This window comes from Geodermatophilus sp. SYSU D00742, assembly GCF_054049935.1.
This window is the reverse complement of the sequence record NZ_JBJGYJ010000037.1, coordinates 1-17,164: the sequence shown is the minus strand read 5'-3', so window position 1 is coordinate 17,164 and position 17,164 is coordinate 1. Positions and strand designations below refer to the sequence as shown.

17 protein-coding genes and 1 pseudogene are annotated in these 17,164 nt (G+C 75.0%); 6 read left to right on the top strand and 12 right to left on the bottom strand.

The genetic code is table 11. The features are described 5' to 3' along the window. Positions 1–6 precede the first annotated feature (6 nt). Genes mftG through ACI78V_RS19765 form a run of 3 tightly spaced genes read right to left on the bottom strand, consistent with a single transcriptional unit; the run spans position 7 to position 3,811 of the window. A complete protein-coding gene (mftG, locus tag ACI78V_RS19775; RefSeq protein ID WP_456853847.1) occupies positions 7–1,629 on the bottom strand; it encodes a mycofactocin dehydrogenase MftG in 1,623 nt (540 codons plus the stop codon). Beyond that, positions 1,626–2,945 (bottom strand): class I adenylate-forming enzyme family protein, encoded by a 1,320-nt coding sequence (locus ACI78V_RS19770; RefSeq protein ID WP_456853845.1) that lies wholly within the window; start codon positions 2,943–2,945, stop codon positions 1,626–1,628. Before ACI78V_RS19770 ends, mftG begins: the two co-directional genes overlap by 4 nt. After that, positions 2,942–3,811 (bottom strand): MBL fold metallo-hydrolase, encoded by an 870-nt coding sequence (locus ACI78V_RS19765; RefSeq protein WP_456853844.1) that lies wholly within the window; start codon positions 3,809–3,811, stop codon positions 2,942–2,944. Before ACI78V_RS19765 ends, ACI78V_RS19770 begins: the two co-directional genes overlap by 4 nt. Positions 3,812–3,870: 59 nt before the next feature. Here ACI78V_RS19765 and ACI78V_RS19760 point away from each other — a divergent pair, with 59 nt between their 5' ends. Continuing rightward, positions 3,871–4,389, top strand: a complete 519-nt coding sequence (locus ACI78V_RS19760) for a hypothetical protein (RefSeq protein ID WP_456853843.1) — start codon at positions 3,871–3,873, stop codon at positions 4,387–4,389. A gap of 21 nt (positions 4,390–4,410) precedes the next feature. Here the strand turns inward: ACI78V_RS19760 and ACI78V_RS19755 are convergent, their stop codons facing one another. From ACI78V_RS19755 to ACI78V_RS19740, 4 genes are all read right to left on the bottom strand, one after another. Then, a complete protein-coding gene (locus ACI78V_RS19755) occupies positions 4,411–5,691 on the bottom strand; it encodes a M23 family metallopeptidase (protein WP_456853841.1) in 1,281 nt (426 codons plus the stop codon). 244 nt (positions 5,692–5,935) lie between these two features. Further along, complete coding sequence (locus tag ACI78V_RS19750; RefSeq protein ID WP_456853839.1) at positions 5,936–6,754, bottom strand: ATP-binding cassette domain-containing protein; 819 nt, start codon at positions 6,752–6,754, stop codon at positions 5,936–5,938. Then, the gene (locus ACI78V_RS19745; protein ID WP_456853838.1) at positions 6,751–7,731 is read right to left on the bottom strand and encodes an ABC transporter permease; all 981 of its coding nucleotides are present in this window, start codon (positions 7,729–7,731) and stop codon (positions 6,751–6,753) included. The genes ACI78V_RS19750 and ACI78V_RS19745 overlap by 4 nt, the downstream gene beginning before the upstream one ends. A gap of 65 nt (positions 7,732–7,796) precedes the next feature. Continuing rightward, a complete protein-coding gene (locus ACI78V_RS19740; RefSeq protein WP_456853836.1) occupies positions 7,797–8,783 on the bottom strand; it encodes a sugar ABC transporter substrate-binding protein in 987 nt (328 codons plus the stop codon). A gap of 128 nt (positions 8,784–8,911) precedes the next feature. Between ACI78V_RS19740 and ACI78V_RS19735 the strand changes: the two genes are divergently transcribed. Further along, positions 8,912–9,982: a Glu/Leu/Phe/Val family dehydrogenase gene (locus tag ACI78V_RS19735; RefSeq protein WP_456853835.1), complete on the top strand. Its 1,071-nt coding sequence runs from the start codon at positions 8,912–8,914 to the stop codon at positions 9,980–9,982. A gap of 26 nt (positions 9,983–10,008) precedes the next feature. Here ACI78V_RS19735 and ACI78V_RS19730 read toward each other — a convergent pair whose 3' ends face one another. Further along, positions 10,009–10,842 (bottom strand): GAF and ANTAR domain-containing protein, encoded by an 834-nt coding sequence (locus ACI78V_RS19730; protein WP_456853833.1) that lies wholly within the window; start codon positions 10,840–10,842, stop codon positions 10,009–10,011. Positions 10,843–11,031: 189 nt separating this feature from the next. On the opposite strand from ACI78V_RS19730, the gene ACI78V_RS19725 reads away from it, so the two are divergent. The 3 genes from ACI78V_RS19725 (at position 11,032) to ACI78V_RS19715 (ending at position 12,715) form a co-directional block, all read left to right on the top strand. Continuing rightward, entirely contained in the window at positions 11,032–11,388 is a 357-nt protein-coding gene (locus ACI78V_RS19725; RefSeq protein ID WP_456853831.1) for a hypothetical protein, read from the top strand. A gap of 431 nt (positions 11,389–11,819) precedes the next feature. Further along, positions 11,820–12,308: an ester cyclase gene (locus ACI78V_RS19720; protein WP_456853830.1), complete on the top strand. Its 489-nt coding sequence runs from the start codon at positions 11,820–11,822 to the stop codon at positions 12,306–12,308. Positions 12,309–12,490: 182 nt separating this feature from the next. Then, positions 12,491–12,715 carry a DUF3073 domain-containing protein gene (locus ACI78V_RS19715; RefSeq protein ID WP_456853828.1) on the top strand — a complete coding sequence of 75 codons (225 nt, stop codon included), beginning with the start codon at positions 12,491–12,493 and terminating at the stop codon, positions 12,713–12,715. 138 nt (positions 12,716–12,853) lie between these two features. Here the strand turns inward: ACI78V_RS19715 and purM are convergent, their stop codons facing one another. Continuing rightward, positions 12,854–13,915: a phosphoribosylformylglycinamidine cyclo-ligase gene (gene purM, locus ACI78V_RS19710; protein WP_456853827.1), complete on the bottom strand. Its 1,062-nt coding sequence runs from the start codon at positions 13,913–13,915 to the stop codon at positions 12,854–12,856. Next, positions 13,912–15,465, bottom strand: coding sequence for an amidophosphoribosyltransferase (purF, locus tag ACI78V_RS19705; RefSeq protein ID WP_456853826.1), 1,554 nt, complete (start codon positions 15,463–15,465; stop codon positions 13,912–13,914). Before purF ends, purM begins: the two co-directional genes overlap by 4 nt. 143 nt (positions 15,466–15,608) lie before the next feature. On the opposite strand from purF, the gene ACI78V_RS19700 reads away from it, so the two are divergent. After that, on the top strand, positions 15,609–16,256 hold the full coding sequence (locus tag ACI78V_RS19700; protein WP_456853825.1) for a DUF5701 family protein: 648 nt from the start codon (positions 15,609–15,611) through the stop codon (positions 16,254–16,256). A gap of 86 nt (positions 16,257–16,342) precedes the next feature. On the opposite strand, the gene ACI78V_RS19695 is transcribed toward ACI78V_RS19700, so the two are convergent. Both ACI78V_RS19695 and ACI78V_RS19690 read right to left on the bottom strand, forming a co-directional pair. Further along, the gene (locus tag ACI78V_RS19695; RefSeq protein WP_456853824.1) at positions 16,343–16,951 is read right to left on the bottom strand and encodes an MBL fold metallo-hydrolase; all 609 of its coding nucleotides are present in this window, start codon (positions 16,949–16,951) and stop codon (positions 16,343–16,345) included. Beyond that, positions 16,948–17,164 (bottom strand): annotated as a pseudogene (locus ACI78V_RS19690) (S-(hydroxymethyl)mycothiol dehydrogenase); the annotation flags it as partial. The pseudogene ACI78V_RS19690 and the gene ACI78V_RS19695, both read right to left, overlap by 4 nt.

The following is a 17,164-nucleotide window of genomic DNA, read 5'->3' as shown; positions in this document are numbered from 1 at the left end:
GACCGGTCACGCCCCGGTCATCAGCTCCGCGGCCCGCTCGCCGATCATCACCGCGGTCGCGGCGGGGCCGCGCGAGGTCACCCGGGGCATCACCGAGGTGTCGACCACCCGCAGCCCCTCGACGCCGCGCACGCGCAGGTGCTGGTCCACCACCGCACCCGGGTCGGCGTCCGGCCCCATCCGCGCCGTCCCGGCCAGGTGGACGGCGGTGGCCAGGTGCCGGCCGATCCAGCGGTCCAGCTCGCGGTCGTCGTCCAGGACGTCGTCGGGCAGGCCGGTCCGCTCGGCCACCAGCGGGGCCAGGGACGGCGCCCGCAGCAGCTCGGCCGCCAGCCGGACCCCCTCCCGCATCCGCCGCCGGTCGGACTCCTCGGTCAGGTACCGGTACTCCAGCCGCGGCTGCACGTGCGGGTCGGTCGAGGTGAGGCTGAGCCGGCCGCGGCTGTCCTCCGCCTGCAACCCCACGCCGAGGAAGAGGTCGTCGCGGCGCCGCGCGGTGTCGACCAGCCGGTGCAGCGAGGCCCCGCGCAGGGCCCGCAGGGTGGCGGCCGGGCGGCGCAGCGCGCCGGCGACCCCCGCGGAGGTGCGGCTCACCATCACCCGGCTGAACGGCTTGAGCCACGGCATGACCTCCAGGTCGCCGGGCGTGCGCCCGCCGTCGGAGGTGGTGTGCAGGACGCCGGACAACGGGTGGAGGTCCCGCGGCATCGGCAGCCGGCGGGCCGGCCGGTAGGTCACGTAGAGGTCCGGGTGGTCGGTGGACTCCGCCCCCACGCCGGGCACGTCGGCCACCACGTCGAGGCCGAGGGTCCGCAGGTCGTCGGCCGGACCGATGCCCGACAGCAGGAGCAGCTGCGGCGACCCCACCGCACCGGCACTGAGCACCACCTCCCCGGCCCGCACGACCCCGTCGGGGGTCTCCACGCCCACCGCGCGGCCGCCCTCGACCACGACGCGCCGCACGTGCACGCCACCGCGGACGGTCAGTCCGGGGTGCCCGCGCCGTGGGGAGAGGTAGGCCATCGCGGTGTTGGTCCGGACGCCGTCGGCCACGTTGAGCGGCACCGGCCCGTACCCGGGGGGACCGCCGGCGTTCTTGTCCGGCTCGGCGGGGAACCCCAGCTCGGCCGCCGCGGCGGTGAAGGCGTCGGCGAGGGGGTGCCCCGGCGACGGCCGCCGGACCGGGACGGGGCCCGCGTTGCCGTGCCCGGGCCGGTCGCCGTACTCGCGGTCGGCCTCCAGGCGGACGAAGGCGGGCAGCACCCGGTCGAAGGCCCACAGGTCGTTGCCGGCGGCGGCCCAGGAGTCGAGGTCGGCGCGGGTGCCGCGGATGAAGTAGCCGCCGTTGAGCGCGCTCGACCCGCCCACCACCCGCCCGCGCGGCACCGGGAAGGTGACCTCCCCGGTGAGGATGCCGGTGAGGTCCCAGTTGGCCGGGTGCCCGGGGACGGCGGCGCCCATCCTGGCCGCGTCGCGCAGCACCGGCGGGAAGTCGGCGGGCCGGACGTGGTCGGCACCGGCCTCCAGCACCAGCACCCGGCGTCCGGCGTCGGCCAGCCGGGCCGCCAGCGGCGCGCCGGAGGTGCCGGCGCCCACGACGACGACGTCCCACTCGGGCGGGTCGCTCACAGGCCGAGGACCCCGGGGAGGTCCAGCCGACGGACCTTGCCCGTCGACGTGCGCGGCAGCTCGGCCACCGGGTGCAGGCTCTTGGGCCGCTTGGCCGGGCTCAGTCGCTCCCGCGCCCAGGCCGCGAGCTCGGCCGGCTCCGCGGGGCCGACGTAGGCGGCGACCACCCGCTGGCCCCACTGCTCGTCGGGCACGCCGACGACCGCGCTCTCCACGACGTCCGGGTGCGCGTCGAGGACCGCCTCGACCTCCGCCGGGTAGACGTTCACTCCGCCGGAGATCACGAGGTCCTCGCGGCGGCCGTCGAGCCACACCACCCCGTCGTCGTCCACCCGGCCGAGGTCGCCGACGGTCACCCGGTCGCCGCGCCAGGCCGCCGCGGTCTTCTCCGGCGCCCGCCAGTACTCGAACCGCGCCCACCGCGGCACCGCGCACCACAGCTGGCCGCGCTCGTCGGTCTCCAGCCGCCGTCCCGGGCGGGCGCGCCCGACGCTGCCGGGGTGCGCCAGCCAGTCCTCGGGTGAGCAGACGGTGAACTGCGCCTCCGTGGAGCCGTAGAACTCCCACACCGTGCCCGCGGGCAGGGCCGCGAGCACTGCGCGCTTGAGCGGCTCGGGGCAGGGCGCGCCGGCGTGCACCAGCCGGCGGAACGAGGACCAGTCGACGGGGTGGGCCGAGGAGGCGGTCGCCACGAGGCGCTGCAGGTGGGTGGGCACGCAGAACGTCGTCGTGGGCCGCAGCCCGGTGATCGCCGCCGCCGCGCGGGCGGTGTCGAACGGGCCGGGCAGCAGCACCTCACCGCCGGCGAGCAGGGTGTGGACCGCGAAGCGCAGCGGCGCCGAGTGGTGCAGCGGGGAGAGCACCAGGTGCCTGTCCCCGGGGACGAAACCCCACAGGTCGATCTCCTCGGCGGCCAGCGCGCGGGCGTCGTCCTCGGCCAGCACGCCGGACCACACGCCCTTGCGGCGGCCGGTGGTGCCCGACGTGTAGTGCATCGGCCGGGCCAGCGGGACGTCGGCCAGCTCCGCCTCCGCCGTCCCGCCGAGCAGCCGGGCCGGCGCGCTGCCGACGTCCAGCCGCGGGTCGGCGTCGGCGGCCAGCTCGGCGCGCTCGGCGGCCGGCAGCGCGGGGTCGAGCACGACGGGGACGACGCCGGTGCGCAGGGCGCCCATCACGACGGCGAGCAACGCCGGTGAGGAGGTGGCCGACACCAGCAGGCGGTCCCCGGGGACCAGGCCGGCGGTCCGCAGCGCGGCGGCCGCGCGCCGCTGGTCGCGCTCGCTGTCGGCGGCACGGACCACCGCGGCCCCGCTCACGCCAGCCGCACCGGCCCGTCGAGCCGGCCCTCGACGCGGCCCTCCGCGAGCAGCTTGGCCAGTGTCGCGCGGGTGGACTGGGCGGCGGCCGGCCACACCTCCCGCGGCACCTCCGCGTACACGGTGGCGACCAGCTCGTCGACCGTCCGCGGCCCGTCGGCCAGTGCCGCGAGCAGCTGCTCCTCCCGCATCGCCCGGTGGGCCAGGTAGAAGTCGAGGACGGCGGCGGGGTCCTCGGTCAGCTCCGGGCCGTGCCCGCAGTACAGGGCACTGGGGCCCAGGTCGTGCACCCGGCGCAACGACTCCAGGTAGGCCAGCACGTCCCCCTCCGGGTGGGTCACCACCGACGTCCCGCGGCCGAGCACGTGGTCGCCCACGAGCACGGCACCGGACTCCAGCCGGAAGGCCAGGTGGTCGGCGGTGTGCCCGGGCGTGGGGACGACGTCCAGCGCCGTGCCGGCCAGCGTCAGCCGCTCCCCCGGCTCCAGCACCCGCCCGCCCGGCCCGGCGACGCGCGGGTCGGCGGCGGCCACCGGGACGGCGAACCGCGCCCCCCAGGGCAGCGCGGCCTCGGCGTGGTCGCCGTGGTGGTGGGTGACGAGGACGGCGACGCAGCGGGCGCCGCGGTCGGCCAGCGCCGCCTCCACCGCCGCGAGGTGGGCCGGGTCGTCGGGGCCGGGGTCGACGACGACGGCCTGGTCCGCGCCCGGGGCGCCCACCACGTAGGTGTTGGTGCCGTCGAGGGTCATCGGCGAGGGGTTGGGCGCCAGCACGCGGGTGACGAGGGGCTCCAGCACCGCCGTCCGCGGCAGCTCGCCGGGTGCCGGGAGGTCCCAGCGGGTGCGAGGGTCGGCCGGGGTCTGCACGACCGGCACCGTAGCCCGCGCGTCGCCCGGCGGGCGCGCGCAGCGGTTAGCGTGCGGCCATGCGCACGCCCGCCTCCCTCGTCCGATCGGTGGTCGCCGGAGCCGTGGCCGTCCTCCTGCTGACCGCCTGCGGCGGCTCCGGGGAGGACGAGCCGGCCGCCTCCTCGAGCGCCCCCTCGTCGAGCTCGGCCCCGACCACGAGCGGACCGGCGCAGAGCCCGGCCGCGGACCCGGCCGTCGCCGGGTTCTGCTCCCAGGTGACGAGCGCGTTCGCGACCTTCAGCAGCCTCCAGACCGCCACCCCCGTCGAGCTCGCCGGCAACCTGCCGCAGATCGTGAGCACGCTCGAGCAGGTGCAGCCGCCGGCCGAGATCACCGGCGACTGGGAGACCTTCGTCGGCAGCCTGCGGCAACTCCGGGCCACCGCGGCGACGCTCGACCTGGACACCCCCGAGGGGCAGCAGCAGTTCGCGCAGGCGGAGCAGCAGCTGATCCAGGGGCTCGGCGCCGCGCAGACCAACCTGCTCGGCTACATCTCCGCCAACTGCGGGCTCGGCGGCGCCGCACCGACCGGCTGAGCCGGCCCGTGCGGGGTCCTCTCAGCAGCCGCTGATGCTCACGCCGCGGGCGCGCATCCACGGCACCGGGTCGACCTGCCCGCCGTACATGGCCCCGCCCGGGTGGATCTCGAAGTGCAGGTGCGGGCCGGTGGACTGGCCGCGGTTGCCGACCTCGGCGATCTCCTCACCGGCGACCACGCGCTCACCCGCCCGGACGAAGTAGCGGTCGACGTGGCCGTAGACGCTCACCGCGCCGTCGTCCCCACGGATGTAGACCGCGTAGCCGAAGCCGGTCGCGGTGCCGGCGCGCTGGACGATGCCCGAGTGCGCCGCGTAGACGGGGGTGCCGATGGGGGCGGCGATGTCCACGCCGCCGTGCAGGGCTCCCCAGCGCCAGCCGAAGCAGCTGGAGGTGCGGCCCGACGTGGGCTTCACGTACGGGCCGGACCCGTCCGAGCCCCGGGAGGGTGCGGCACCCCCGCTGGTGCTGGAGGCCGCGGCCCGGGCCGCGGCGGCAGCGGCGGCGGCCTCCTCGGCGGCTCGGCGGGCCGCAGCAGCGGCGGCGGCCTCCTCGGCGGCCTTCTGCTGCTGCCACTGCTGGTAGGCGTCGCGGGCGCCCTGCAGCTCGAGCAGCTTGATCTGGGCGGCCTGCAGCTGCTCGTCGTAGGCGGCCTTCTGGGCGGCGACCTGCTCGTAGGCGGCCTGCTGGGCGGACAGCTGGCTGTCGGCCGCGGCCTTGGCCTCCTCGGCGGCGGCCTCGGCGGCGGCCATCTCGTCGCGGGCGGCACGGGCGGCGGAGTCGGCGTTGGCCTGCTGCACCCGGGCGACCTCGAGCTGGCCGAGCACGTCGATCTGGTTGTCGGAGACGTAGTCGATCATTGCGGCCCGCTGGACGAGCTCGGCCGGCCCCTGGGCGTCGAGCAGCACCGCGGCCGTGGACAGCGTGCTGCCGTTCATGTAGCTGTCGCGGGAGAAGCCGGCGATGCGGGAGGTGGCGGCGGCGACGGCATCCGCGGCGGCCTGCAGCTCCGCCGCTGTGCGCTCGGCGGCCGCCTGCGCCTGGGCGAGGGCCTCCTCGGCGGCGAGGTAGGCGGCTCCGGCGGCCTCGGCCTGGACGGCGTAGCGCTCGAGCTCACCCTCCGCGGCAGCGACGAGGGCGGCGATCCGCCCCACCTCGGCGGCCGCGGCGTCCTGGGCCGTCTGCGCCTGGCCGATCTCGGCGTCGCTGGGGTTGGGCGGCGGCGCCGGGACCGCGCCGGCCGGCGCGGCGGTGCCCAGCAGCACCGCCCCGGTGACGGCTCCGGCGAGGAGGGCCCGCACGGCGCCGGCACGCGTCCACGAGCGGTGCGTCGCGGCCCCGCGGGGTCCGGACGCGCGCCGGCGGGGACGGCTGTGCAGCATGACGCTCCCTGGGGAAGAGGGGGGCGGGGGGCCGACGCAGCGTGGCACCGTCACTACCGGTGACAAAGCCAACACGCGGCACAGGTGTCACACCGTGCTCACGGAGCGCCTGCTCCCCTCCTGTCCCTCTTGTTCTCGTCACCCCCGGGGGTGACCTTGAGGGCTAGCCGCCCTCTTTCTGCGGTGAGGGCCGCTCCAGCTCCGTCGTCAGCTCGGTGAGCTCTGCGCCGCCGGCCATGAGACGGGTGATCTCCTCGACGCTGACCTCGCCCTTCCCGAAGTCGCCGAGGCTGCGTCCGCGGCCGAGCAGCAGGAACCGGTCGCCGACCGGGTGGGCGTGGTGCGGGTTGTGGGTGATGAAGACCACGCCGACCCCGCGGTCGCGCGCCTGGGCGATGTACCGCAGCACGATGCCCGCCTGCTTCACCCCGAGGGCCGAGGTCGGCTCGTCGAGGATGAGCACCCGGGCACCGAAGTGGACGGCGCGGGCGATCGCCACCGACTGCCGCTCGCCGCCGGACAGGGTGCCCACCGGCTGGTCCGGGTCGCGGATGTCGATGCCCATCGCGTGCAGCTCGCGGCGGGTGACCTCCTTGGCCGCGGCGGAGTCGAACCGGCGGAACGGCCCGCGCCCGCGGGACGGCTCGGCACCGAGGAAGAAGTTCCGCCAGATCGCCATCAGCGGGATCATCGCGAGGTCCTGGTAGACCGTGGCGATCCCGGCGTCCAGGGCGTCGCGGGGTGCGGAGAACGACACCGGCTGCCCGTCGAGCAGCACCTGCCCCCGGTCGGGCCGGTGCACCCCGGCGAGGATCTTGATGAGGGTGGACTTGCCGGCGCCGTTGTCGCCGAGGACGCAGGTGACCTCACCGGCCCGCACCGTGGTGCTGATGCCGTCCAGGGCGATGACCGAGCCGAAGTCCTTGCCGACGTCCCGCAGCTCCAGCAGGGCCGGCTCCCTGCCCACTCGGGCGCCCGTCATCGCCGCGCCGCCTCGGCGTAGCGGCGGACCAGCCGGTTGGCCAGGACGGCGAGCAGCAGCATCACCCCGAGGAAGAAGTAGAACCAGTCGGCGTCCCAGCGCAGGTAGACGATGCCCAGCTGCGTCATGCCGAAGATCAGCGCCCCCAGCGAGGCGCCGACGGCGGAGCCGAACCCACCGGTGAGCAGGCAGCCGCCGATCACCGCCGCGACGATGTAGATCAGCTCCTGCCCGATGCCGGTGTTGGCCTGCACCGAGGTCAGCCGGATGGCGAGGGTGGTGCCCACGAACCACGCCGCGGCGGCCGTGGTCATGAACAGCGTGATGGTCGTGCGCCGGGCGGGGACGCCGACGTTGCGGGCGGCGACCTCGTCGCCGCCGGTGGCGAACACCCAGTTGCCGAACGGCGTCCTCAGCAGCACCCAGGTGGCCAGCGCGGTGAACAGCACCCACCACAGCACGGCCACCCGGAACTCCACGCCGGCGACCTGCAGCCGCGAGGCGAACACCCACTCGGCGCTGCCGTAGCCGGGCGCCGCCGCGATCCCGCCGGCGGTCACCGTGCCGGTGAAGAACTTGGTCAGGCCCAGGTTCAGGCCCTGCAGCATGAGGAAGGTGCCCAGCGTGATGATGAAGCTGGGCAGCCCCGTCCGGGTCACCAGCCAGCCGTTGAGGAACCCGATCCCCAGCGCCAGGACCAGCGCGACCGCGATCGCGACCCAGATGTGCTGGTCGAGCTCCGTCGCGACGATGCCGACCGTCAGTGCCGTCGTCCCGGTCATCACGCCGGCGGAGAGGTCGAAGTGCCCGCCGATCATCAGCAGCGCGACCGCGACCGCCATGATCCCGAGCGTGGACGCCGGGTCCAGCCAGTTGGCCACGCCGCTGAGCGAGCGGAACACCGACGACTGCACCGCGAAGAACGCGAAGATCACCACGGCGCCGATGAGGGCGCCGAGCTCGGGCTTGACCAGCAACCGCCGCAGCGGGCCGACGGCGGCGATCCGCTCGTCGGCCCGCGGCGCGGTCTCGGCGGCGGCGCTCAGCGGGTGCCGGCCGAGGCCAGGTCGGCGATGTCGTCGACGTTCTCGGCGTCGACGATGCCGGGGCCGGTGAGCACCGGCTGGCCGCCGCCGACGGTGTTGAGGTTCTCCACGTACAGCTTGAGCATCACCACCGGCAGGTAGCCCTGCTCGAACTGCTGCTGGTCGACGGCGAAGGAGATGTCGCCGGCCTGGATGCCGCTGATGACGTCCTGGTTGAGGTCGAAGGTGGCGATCCCGGCGTCCGAGCCGGCGTCGGACACCGCGGCGACGGCCACCGCGGCGACCGCGGAGTTCAGCGTGAGGACGCCGTCGATGCTCGGGTCGCTCTGCAGCTGCGAGGTGATCGTCGACTGCGCGCCCTGCAGGTCGTTGATGTCCACCTGCAGGGGGGTGAGCTGCCGGCCGAGGCCCTCGGCGGCACCGGCGCAGCGCTGCTCGTGGCCGATGTTGCCGGCCTCGTGGACGACGCACAGCACGTTCTGCCTGCCGTCGGCGGCCAGCCGCTGCCCGGCGCCCCGCCCGGCGATCACCTCGTCCTGACCGACGTGCCCGATGGCGCCGAACTCCGCCGATCGCTCCCCCCCGGAGTTGATCGTCACGACCGGGATCCCGGCCGCGACGGCGGCCTCGATCGAGTCCTGCAGCGCGTCGGGGTTGGCCATCGAGACGACCAGGCCGTCGACGTCCTGGTTGACCGCGGCGTCGACGAGTTGCGACTGGCGCTGCGGGTCGCCGTCGCTCTGGTAGTCCACCGAGATCCCGAGGTCCTCGCCGGCGGCCTCGGCGCCGTTCTGCACCACGTCCCAGAAGGCGTCCCCGGCGGAGCCGTGCGTGACGACGGCGAAGGAGAGGTCCCCACCGCTGTCGGTGGCGGCCCCACCGCCCCCGCCCCCGCCGTCCCCGCTGCCGCCGTCCGTGGTGCAGGCCGCGAGCAGCAACGGCGCCGCGACGGCCAGTGCGAGCAGGCTCTTGGGTGCAGCCATGGGTCCGTCGTCCTCCGGGTCGGTGGGGGGTCCGACCCAGGATCATGCCCGCCCCCGCGCGCGGGCGCGGCGCAGACCTGCCTCCCGGGCACCCGGTCGGGCGATCCGGCGCGTTCTACCCTCGCCGCGTGGACGTTCTCGGCTCCGGTCACGAACAGGTCGTCTTCTGCTCCGACCCGGGGTCCGGTCTCCGCGCGGTCATCGCGATCTACTCGACCGCGCTCGGGCCCGCGCTGGGCGGCACGCGGTTCTACCCGTACCCCGACGAGGACGCCGCGGTCGCCGACGCCCTGGCCCTGTCGAAGGCCATGGCCTACAAGAACAGCCTCGCCGGGCTGGACCTCGGGGGCGGGAAGGGCGTCATCATCGGCGACCCGACGACGGACAAGACCGAGGCGTTGCTACGCGCCTACGGCCGGTTCGTCGAGTCCCTGGGCGGCCGCTACCTGACCGCCTGCGACGTGGGCACCTACAACGCCGACCTCGACGTCGTCGCGCGCGAGACCCGCTTCGCCCACGGTCGCTCGGAGGCCTACGGCGGCTGCGGCGACTCCTCGGTGCTGACCGCCTACGGCGTCTTCCAGGGCATGCGGGCCGCCGCGCAGCACCGCTGGGGCAAGCCCTCGCTCGCCGGGCGCACGGTCGCCGTGGCCGGCGTCGGCAAGGTGGGCAGCTGGCTGGTCGACCGGCTGGTGGACGACGGCGCCGACGTCGTGGTCTCCGACGTGGACCCGGGCGCGGTGGAGCGGGTGCTGGCCCGCCATCCCGCCGTGGACGCCGTCGACGACACCGCGACCCTGGTCCGCACGCCGTCGGACGTCTACGCCCCCTGCGCCCTCGGCGGCGCCCTGGACGACGAGACGGTCGCCGTGCTCGAGGCCGAGATCGTCTGTGGCGGCGCCAACAACCAGCTCGCCCACGACGGCATCGCCGAGCAGCTCCTGACCCGCGGGGTCCTCTACGCACCCGACTACCTGGTCAACGCCGGCGGGGTGATCCAGGTCGAGGACGAGCGGCACGGGTTCTCCTTCCCCCGCGCCGAGGCCCGGGCCGCCGGCATCTTCGACGTCGCCCTGCGGGTGTTCCGGGCCGCCGAGGAGCAGGGCGTCTCCCCCGCGGTCGCGGCCGACCGGCTGGCCGAGGAACGCATGGCCGCGGTCGGCCGGCTCCAGGCGATCCGGCTGCCGCGTGACCGGTGAGCACGCGGCCACAGGTGCTCCGAGCGCTACCGCGGTCGGTCCGGGCGGCTGTCTCCATCCCGGGGGCCCGGGTCCCCCGTGGGGGCCGCCGGCGGTCGGTCGAGGCCGATGAGCGCGGTCAGCACGACGTCCGGGTGCTCGGCGCGCGGGCGGTGGCCCGGACGATCGCGCGGGTCGGGTGAGACGGCGCCGGTGGTGGCGATCTCGTCGGCGATGTCCCTGAGCTTGCGGTTGGTGTGCGAGGAGATGCTGGCGAGCACGGCGAAGGCCTGGTCGGGCGTGAGCCGGTACCGCTCCATGAGGATGCCCTTGGCCTGACCTATCCGGTCACGGCTGCGCAGCGCCGCCTCCAGGTGCTCCTCCCGTTCCGCGGCGGCCAACGCGAGCGCGGCGTGGACCGCGAAGACCCGGGCGATGGTCACGGAGTCGGTGTCGAAGGCGTGTGGGGTGCTGGCATAGAGGTTGAGCGCGCCGAGCGTCGGGCCCGCGGTGTGGTGGAGCCGCACGGTGAGCATGCTGCCCACCCCACGCTCGCTGGCGGCGGCGGCGAAGCGGGGCCAGCGGTCCTCGGCGACCAGGTCCGGCGCGTGCACCGTCTGGTCCTCACGGATCGCCGAGTAGCACGGGCCCTGGTCGAGCCGGTCCTGGAGCGTGTCCAGGGCCGTGGGGCGCTCTCCGGTCGGCGCGCGGGCCTCGATCCGGGAGCGGTCGACCACGAGACTGATGCCGGCGTCCTCGGCGCCGGGCACGGCGTCCACGGCGGCGGCGGTGATCGCCTCCAGCGTCGTCTGCACCGGCGGGTGCCGCTCGGTGCGCAGGCGGGCTGCGACGTCACACATGACCTGGGCGAGATCGGCCACCAGGCACCTCCGACCCCTGCTGCGACTGACGACGTGCCGACGGTGGCACACGCGCATCCGGGACGCAATGGGTCTTGCGGCACTGCCCATTGCGGCAATGGACCTTCCCGCAAGGGGCCTTGCGCAACTCGGTAACCTGGGGTGGGCAGCAACGAGCAGAGGTGTCGCCCCGGATCGACAGGAGACACAGTGCGGCGGCCAGACCCCTCGGAGGACCCGGCGCTGGCGGCGCTCGAAGAGGTGTGCGCCACCGCCCGTCAGATGATCACCCATGGCGAGCAGATCCTCGAGCGCGCTGCCTACATCCGGGACCAGCGAGCAGCCGGTGCCTCCTACCGGGAGATCGTGCCGGGCGAGCCACGTCCGCTCATCGTGGAGTTGATCAGCGACACCCTGTCCCAACTCGCCGACGCCGGGAGTCGCTGGCGACGCGCCGAGGCCCGCGCCCTGCACGGTGAGGGTCTGACCATGGACGTGATCGCCCGGTTGTTCGGGGTCACCCGTCAGCGCGTCTCCTCTCTGCTCAAGGGCCCCCTCGACCGCTGACCCCGGCACGGCAGGCGACGCTCGGGGTGGTCCGAACCGGGACTACCCTGTGGGGCAGGTCACCGGGGCAGGCGCCGTTCCCTCCGGCGGTCGAGGTTCCGCTGGTCAAACAACGGCCAGTGGGGCCGTCCCGTCCACGACGCGCTGCGGGTGTCCCGGGCCGCCCGGGAGCAGAGGGCATCTCCCCCGCGGTCGCGGCCGACCGGCCGGCCGGGGAGCGCTCGGCCGCCGCGGGCCGGCCGGCCACGATCCGGCTGCCGGGCCGAGGCCCCGGGCCGTTGGGCCCTTGCACCTCGCGGCGGCCACCACCGAACCTGGGGACGGTCCCGCCGCAGGCGTGGGCCCGGCCCGGGACGCGCTGCTCGCGACGGCGCCCGGCTCCTCGTCGGCCGCGCGGCCCGACGGGCGACCGGGCGGCTGAGGAGGTCGTCATGGGCCAGGCACGCGAGACCATGGACCGCATCACCGACGGGGTCATCCGCGGGGACGCCGAGGCGCTGGGCCGGCTGTACGCCCCGGACGCGGTCGCCGACCGGCCGGACGGCCCCCGGCTCGAGGGCGGTCCGGCGATCGTCGAGTACCTCCTGGGGTTCCGGCGCGGCTTCCCCGACATGACGTGGGAGTCCGGCCGGGAGTACGAGAGCGGCGACACCGCCATCGACGAGGGCCACCTCGTCGGGACGCACACGGGCACGCTCACCTCGCCCGAGGGCGAGCTGCCACCCACCGGCAGGGCCATCCGCCTCCGCGAGTGCGACATCGTCACCGTGCGGGACGGCCTGGCCGTGCACCACCGCTTCTACTACGACCAGGTGGACCTCCTGACCCAGCTGGGGCTGGCGGGAGCCGGCGGTGACACCGCAGCGGTGCCCGGGCCGCGGGCGGCCACCGACCAGGCACCCACCCGTGCGCCACGCTGACGTCCGGACGGACGGGTCCGGCCTCCCACGACCCCTGACGGGGGACAGCGGGGGGAGACCCGTGCCCGTCGCGGATCCGTGTCGTAAGCTCGGTCGAGACACAGTCACTCAGTCGGGGTCGCCACGCGGGCCGTCCAGCCCGGAGCTGGGCTCCCGTACTCCGTAACGAGGGGGTCGAGCCGATGGGGCGCGGCCGAGCGAAGGCCAAGCAGACACGCGTGGCCCGTGAGCTCAAGTACAGCTCACCGAACACCGACCTCTCCGCACTCCAGCGCGAGTTGGCCGGTTCACCGACGTCGTCGTACACCGCTCCTCACCGGGCGACCGACGACGACGACGAGGACGACGAGTACACCGACCGCTGGGCGGACGACGACTCGGACGACGACTGGGCCACCAGCCGCTGATCCGGGTGCCTCCGCACCGTCCGGTCTGACCGCACGACACCGCCGCTCCCCCGGGGGCGGCGGTGTCGTTGCGCGTCGTCCGCCCGCCGCCGGCCCGTCAGGACCGGTGGCGGCCCGCCGCGCCGGCCGCCACCGGGTTCAGCGGTAGCCGCCGGCCAGCCGCGCGCCGGCGTCGGTCGTGCGCTGCTGCACGCTGCCGGCGACCCAGGCGGGGACGCCGCGCGCGGTCAACGCCGCCACCGCGCCCTCGGCCACTTCCGGGGCCACCACGGCGACCATGCCGACGCCGCAGTTGAAGGCCCGTTCGGACTCACTGCGCGGCACCCCGTGCTCCTCGAGCAGCCGCACCGCCGCGGGCAGTGCCCAGGTGCCCCGGTCCAGCACTGCCTCCAAGCCGTCGGGCACGACGCGGGCGGTGTTGCCGGCGAGCCCGCCGCCGGTGATGTGCGCGTAGGCGTGCACCCCCTCGACGCCGAACTGCGCGACGAGGGCGAGGCAGTCCAGGGCGTAGATGCGCGTCGGCTCCAGGAGCTCCTCGCCCAGCGGCCGGGTCAACCCGGCCGGGGTGGCGTGCAGGTCGAGCCCCGCGGCGGCGACCACGCGGCGGACCAGCGAGTACCCGTTGGAGTGGAAGCCGGAGGACGCCATCGCGACCACCGCGTCGCCGTCCCGGACCCGCTCGGGGCCGAGGACCGCGTCGGCCTCGACGACGCCGACCGCCGTGGCGGCCAGGTCGTAGTCGTCGGCCCCCATGAGGTCGCCGTGCTCGGCGGTCTCCCCGCCCACCAGCGCCGCCCCGGCCAGGGTGCAGCCGGTGGCGATGCCGGTCACGATCGCGGCGATGCGCTCGGGCACGACCCGGCCGCAGGCGACGTAGTCCTGCAGGAACAACGGCTCCGCGCCGCAGGCCACGAGGTCGTCGACGACCATCGCGACCAGGTCGATGCCCACGGTGTCGTGCCGGTCCAGCGCGCGGGCGAGGGCGATCTTGGTGCCGACGCCGTCGGTGGAGGAGGCCAGCAGCGGCCTGCGGTACCTCGCCGTGTCCAGGGCGAAGAGGCCGGCGAACCCGCCGAGTCCGCCCACGACCTCTGGCCGGTTGGTCCTCTCCACCGCCGACCGCATGAGCGTGACGGCCCGTTCCCCGGCGTCGATGTCGACGCCGGAGGCGGCGTAGGTGAACTCGTCGTCCGCGCTCACGGGCGGGTCAGGGCGTCGTCCGCGCCGCCGGTCACGGTGGCGCTGCCCGCCTGCTGACCGGTCCAGCCGCTGACCGAGCGGGTGGCGTCCACCCGGCGGCCGATGCCCTCCAGCAGGTGCTTGCCGAGCACCTCCGTCTCGCCCAGCGGGATCGGGTACTGGCCGGTGAAGCACGCGGTGCACAGCCGGGTCGCGGGCTGCTCGGTGGCGGCGATCAGACCCTGCTCGGAGACGTAGGCCAGCGAGTCGGCGTTGATCGAGGCCCGGACGCCGTCGACGTCCAGACCGTTGGCGATCAGCTCGGCGCGGCTGGCGAAGTCGATGCCGTAGAAGCACGGCCACTTCACCGGCGGCGAGGAGATCCGGACGTGCACCTCGACCGCGCCGGCCTCCCGCAGCATCCGGATCAGCGCCCGCTGCGTGTTGCCGCGCACGATCGAGTCGTCGACGACGACCAGCCGCTTGCCGCGGATGACGTCGCGCAGCGGGTTGAGCTTCAGCCGGATGCCCAGCTGGCGGATCGTCTGCGACGGCTGGATGAAGGTGCGGCCGACGTAGGAGTTCTTGACCAGGCCCAGCCCGTAGGGGATACCGCTGGCCTCGGCGTAGCCGACCGCGGCCGGGGTGCCGGACTCGGGCACCGGGATCACCAGGTCGGCGTCGACCGGGTGCTCCTTGGCCAGCCGGCGGCCGATCTCGACCCGCGCGGCGTGCACCCCGCGGCCACCGATCGTGGTGTCGGGGCGGGCCAGGTAGACGTACTCGAAGACACAGCCCTTGGGCGCGGCAGGGGCGAAGTGCTGGCTGCGCAGGCCGTCCTCGTCGATGGCGATCAGCTCACCGGGTTCGACCTCGCGGACGATCGAGGCACCCACGATGTCGAGGGCCGCGGTCTCGCTGGCCACCACCCAGCCGCGCTCGAGCCGGCCGAGCACCAGGGGGCGCACACCCTGCGGGTCACGGGCGGCGTACAGGGTGTTCTCGTCCATGAACGTGAAGCTGAAGGCGCCGCGCAGCTGCGGCAGCACGTCCATCGCGGCGGCCTCGACCGAGAGGTCGGGGCGGGCGGCGATGAGGGCCGTCACCAGGTCGGAGTCCGTGGTGGAGCTGAACGCGCCCCGCACCCCCGCGTCGGCGGCCTTGGCGGCCAGCTCGGCGGTGTTCACCAGGTTGCCGTTGTGGCACAGCGCCAGGCCGGTGCCGGCATCGGTGGTGCGGAAGGTGGGCTGGGCGTTCTCCCACGTCGACGCACCGGTCGTGGAGTAGCGGGTGTGCCCGACGGCGAGGTGCCCGTGCAGGCTGCCGAGGGTCGCCTCGTCGAAGACCTGGCTGACCAGCCCGAGGTCCTTGTAGACGACGACCGAGGCACCGTCGGAGACCGCGATGCCGGCCGCCTCCTGACCACGGTGCTGCAGGGCGTAGAGACCGAAGTAGGTGAGCTTCGCGACCTCCTCCCCCGGCGCCCAGACACCGAAGACGCCACACGCGTCCTGGGGTCCGGGGGACTGGGGATCGAGGTCGTGCGTCAGCCGTCCATCACCGCGAGGCACCACCCCACGGTACCGGGGCGAGGTCGCCGACCCGCGACCCGCGGGGTGACCGTGCCCACGTCCGGCGCCCGGTCCCCGGGAACCCGGGACGGCGACCGGCGCGTTGACCCCCAGCCCGTGTCCCACCCCGCCCGGAGGTGCCCGTGCCGGCCGCCCTGACCACCACGCTCCCGCCCGTCGCGGACCAGGCCGAGCGCCTGGTCGCCCTCGGCGTGCACGAGGTCGCCGGGTTGTCGGCCCGCGAGCTGCGCGACTGCGCCGCCCGCGTCGAGGACACCGGCGTGCTGCTCGTGCTCTCCCCCGACCTGGCGCCGGCCTCGGCGCTCGCGCCGCTGCTGGAGCTGCGGGGCCGCCGCGGCTTCGTCGTGGCGGACATGACCGACGTCGACGCCTTCGCCCCGATCGAGCAGGTGGAACTGCCGGCCGGACCGGTCTACGGGCTTGCGGACCTGGACCGCGGGGACGCGATGGCGAACCGGAGCCCGCACGAGGCACTGCCGGCGCTCACCGGCGCCGGGCGCACCCCGCTGACGCTGACCGAGGGCATCCACTGGGTGCTGCAGGTGCCGGGGGTCCTCGACCGCAACCGCTGCTTCATGACGATCGGCTCGCGGCGGCGCAGGGCGAACGGCGTTCTCGACGCCCGGACGCCGGCATTGTGGATCAGCAACGGGACGGGGCGCGACGGCCGCGAGCGGCGCGACGCACCCAAGGTCGGCTGGTGCTGGGCCGGCAACCGGCACACGTGGCTGGGCTTCGCGTCCGCCCAGCGACGTGTGCCGGCCGCCTGACAGGCCCGGACCGCTCCCCTCCAGGGCACTCCCGGGCCCCGCCCCGAGCGTGCGGAGGGCGGGGCCCGACGAGGGGGAGGGGCCTGTCAGTGGATGTTGTGGACCTCCGCGGCGACGGTGGTGTCGTCGCCGTGGCCGGTCCTGACGACGGTGTCGCCGTGCAGGCTCAGCAGCCGGGACCGGATCGAGTTCAGGATGGTCGGCTTGTCGCTGTAGGACCGGCCGGTCGCACCGGGGCCGCCGCAGAACAGCGTGTCGCCGGTGAACACCGTGTTCAGACCCGGGGCGTGCAGGCAGGTGCTGCCCGGCGAGTGGCCGGGGGTGTGCAGCGCCGTCAGCGTCGTCCCGGCGATCTCGAACCGGGTGCCCTCGACCAGGTCGGAGTCGGGGGCGGTGTCGGGGTGCACCACGTCCCACAGCATCCGGTCGGCGGGGTTGAACCAGATCGGCGCCCCGGTGGCCTCCCGCAGCGCGACGGCGGCGGTGATGTGGTCGTTGTGCCCGTGGGTGAGCACGATCGCCCGCACCGTGCGGCCGCCGACCGCCTCGAGGATCGGCGCGGCGTCGTGCGGGGCGTCGATGACGAGCACCTCGCTGTCGTCGCCGACCAGCCAGACGTTGTTGTCGACGTCGAAGTCCTGCCCGTCGAGGCTGAAGACCCCGCTGACGACGGTCTTGTCGATCCGGGCACTCACTTGAAGACGACCACCGAACGCAGCACCTCGCCGTGGTGCATCTTCTCGAAGGCGGCGTCGACGTCGTCGATGCCGATCGTCTCGGAGACGAAGTCGTCGAGCGGGAAGCGGCCCTGCAGGTAGAGGTCGATCAGCATCGGGAAGTCCCGGGAGGGCAGGCAGTCGCCGTACCAGGAGGACTTCGTCGCACCACCCCGGCCGAAGACCTCGATC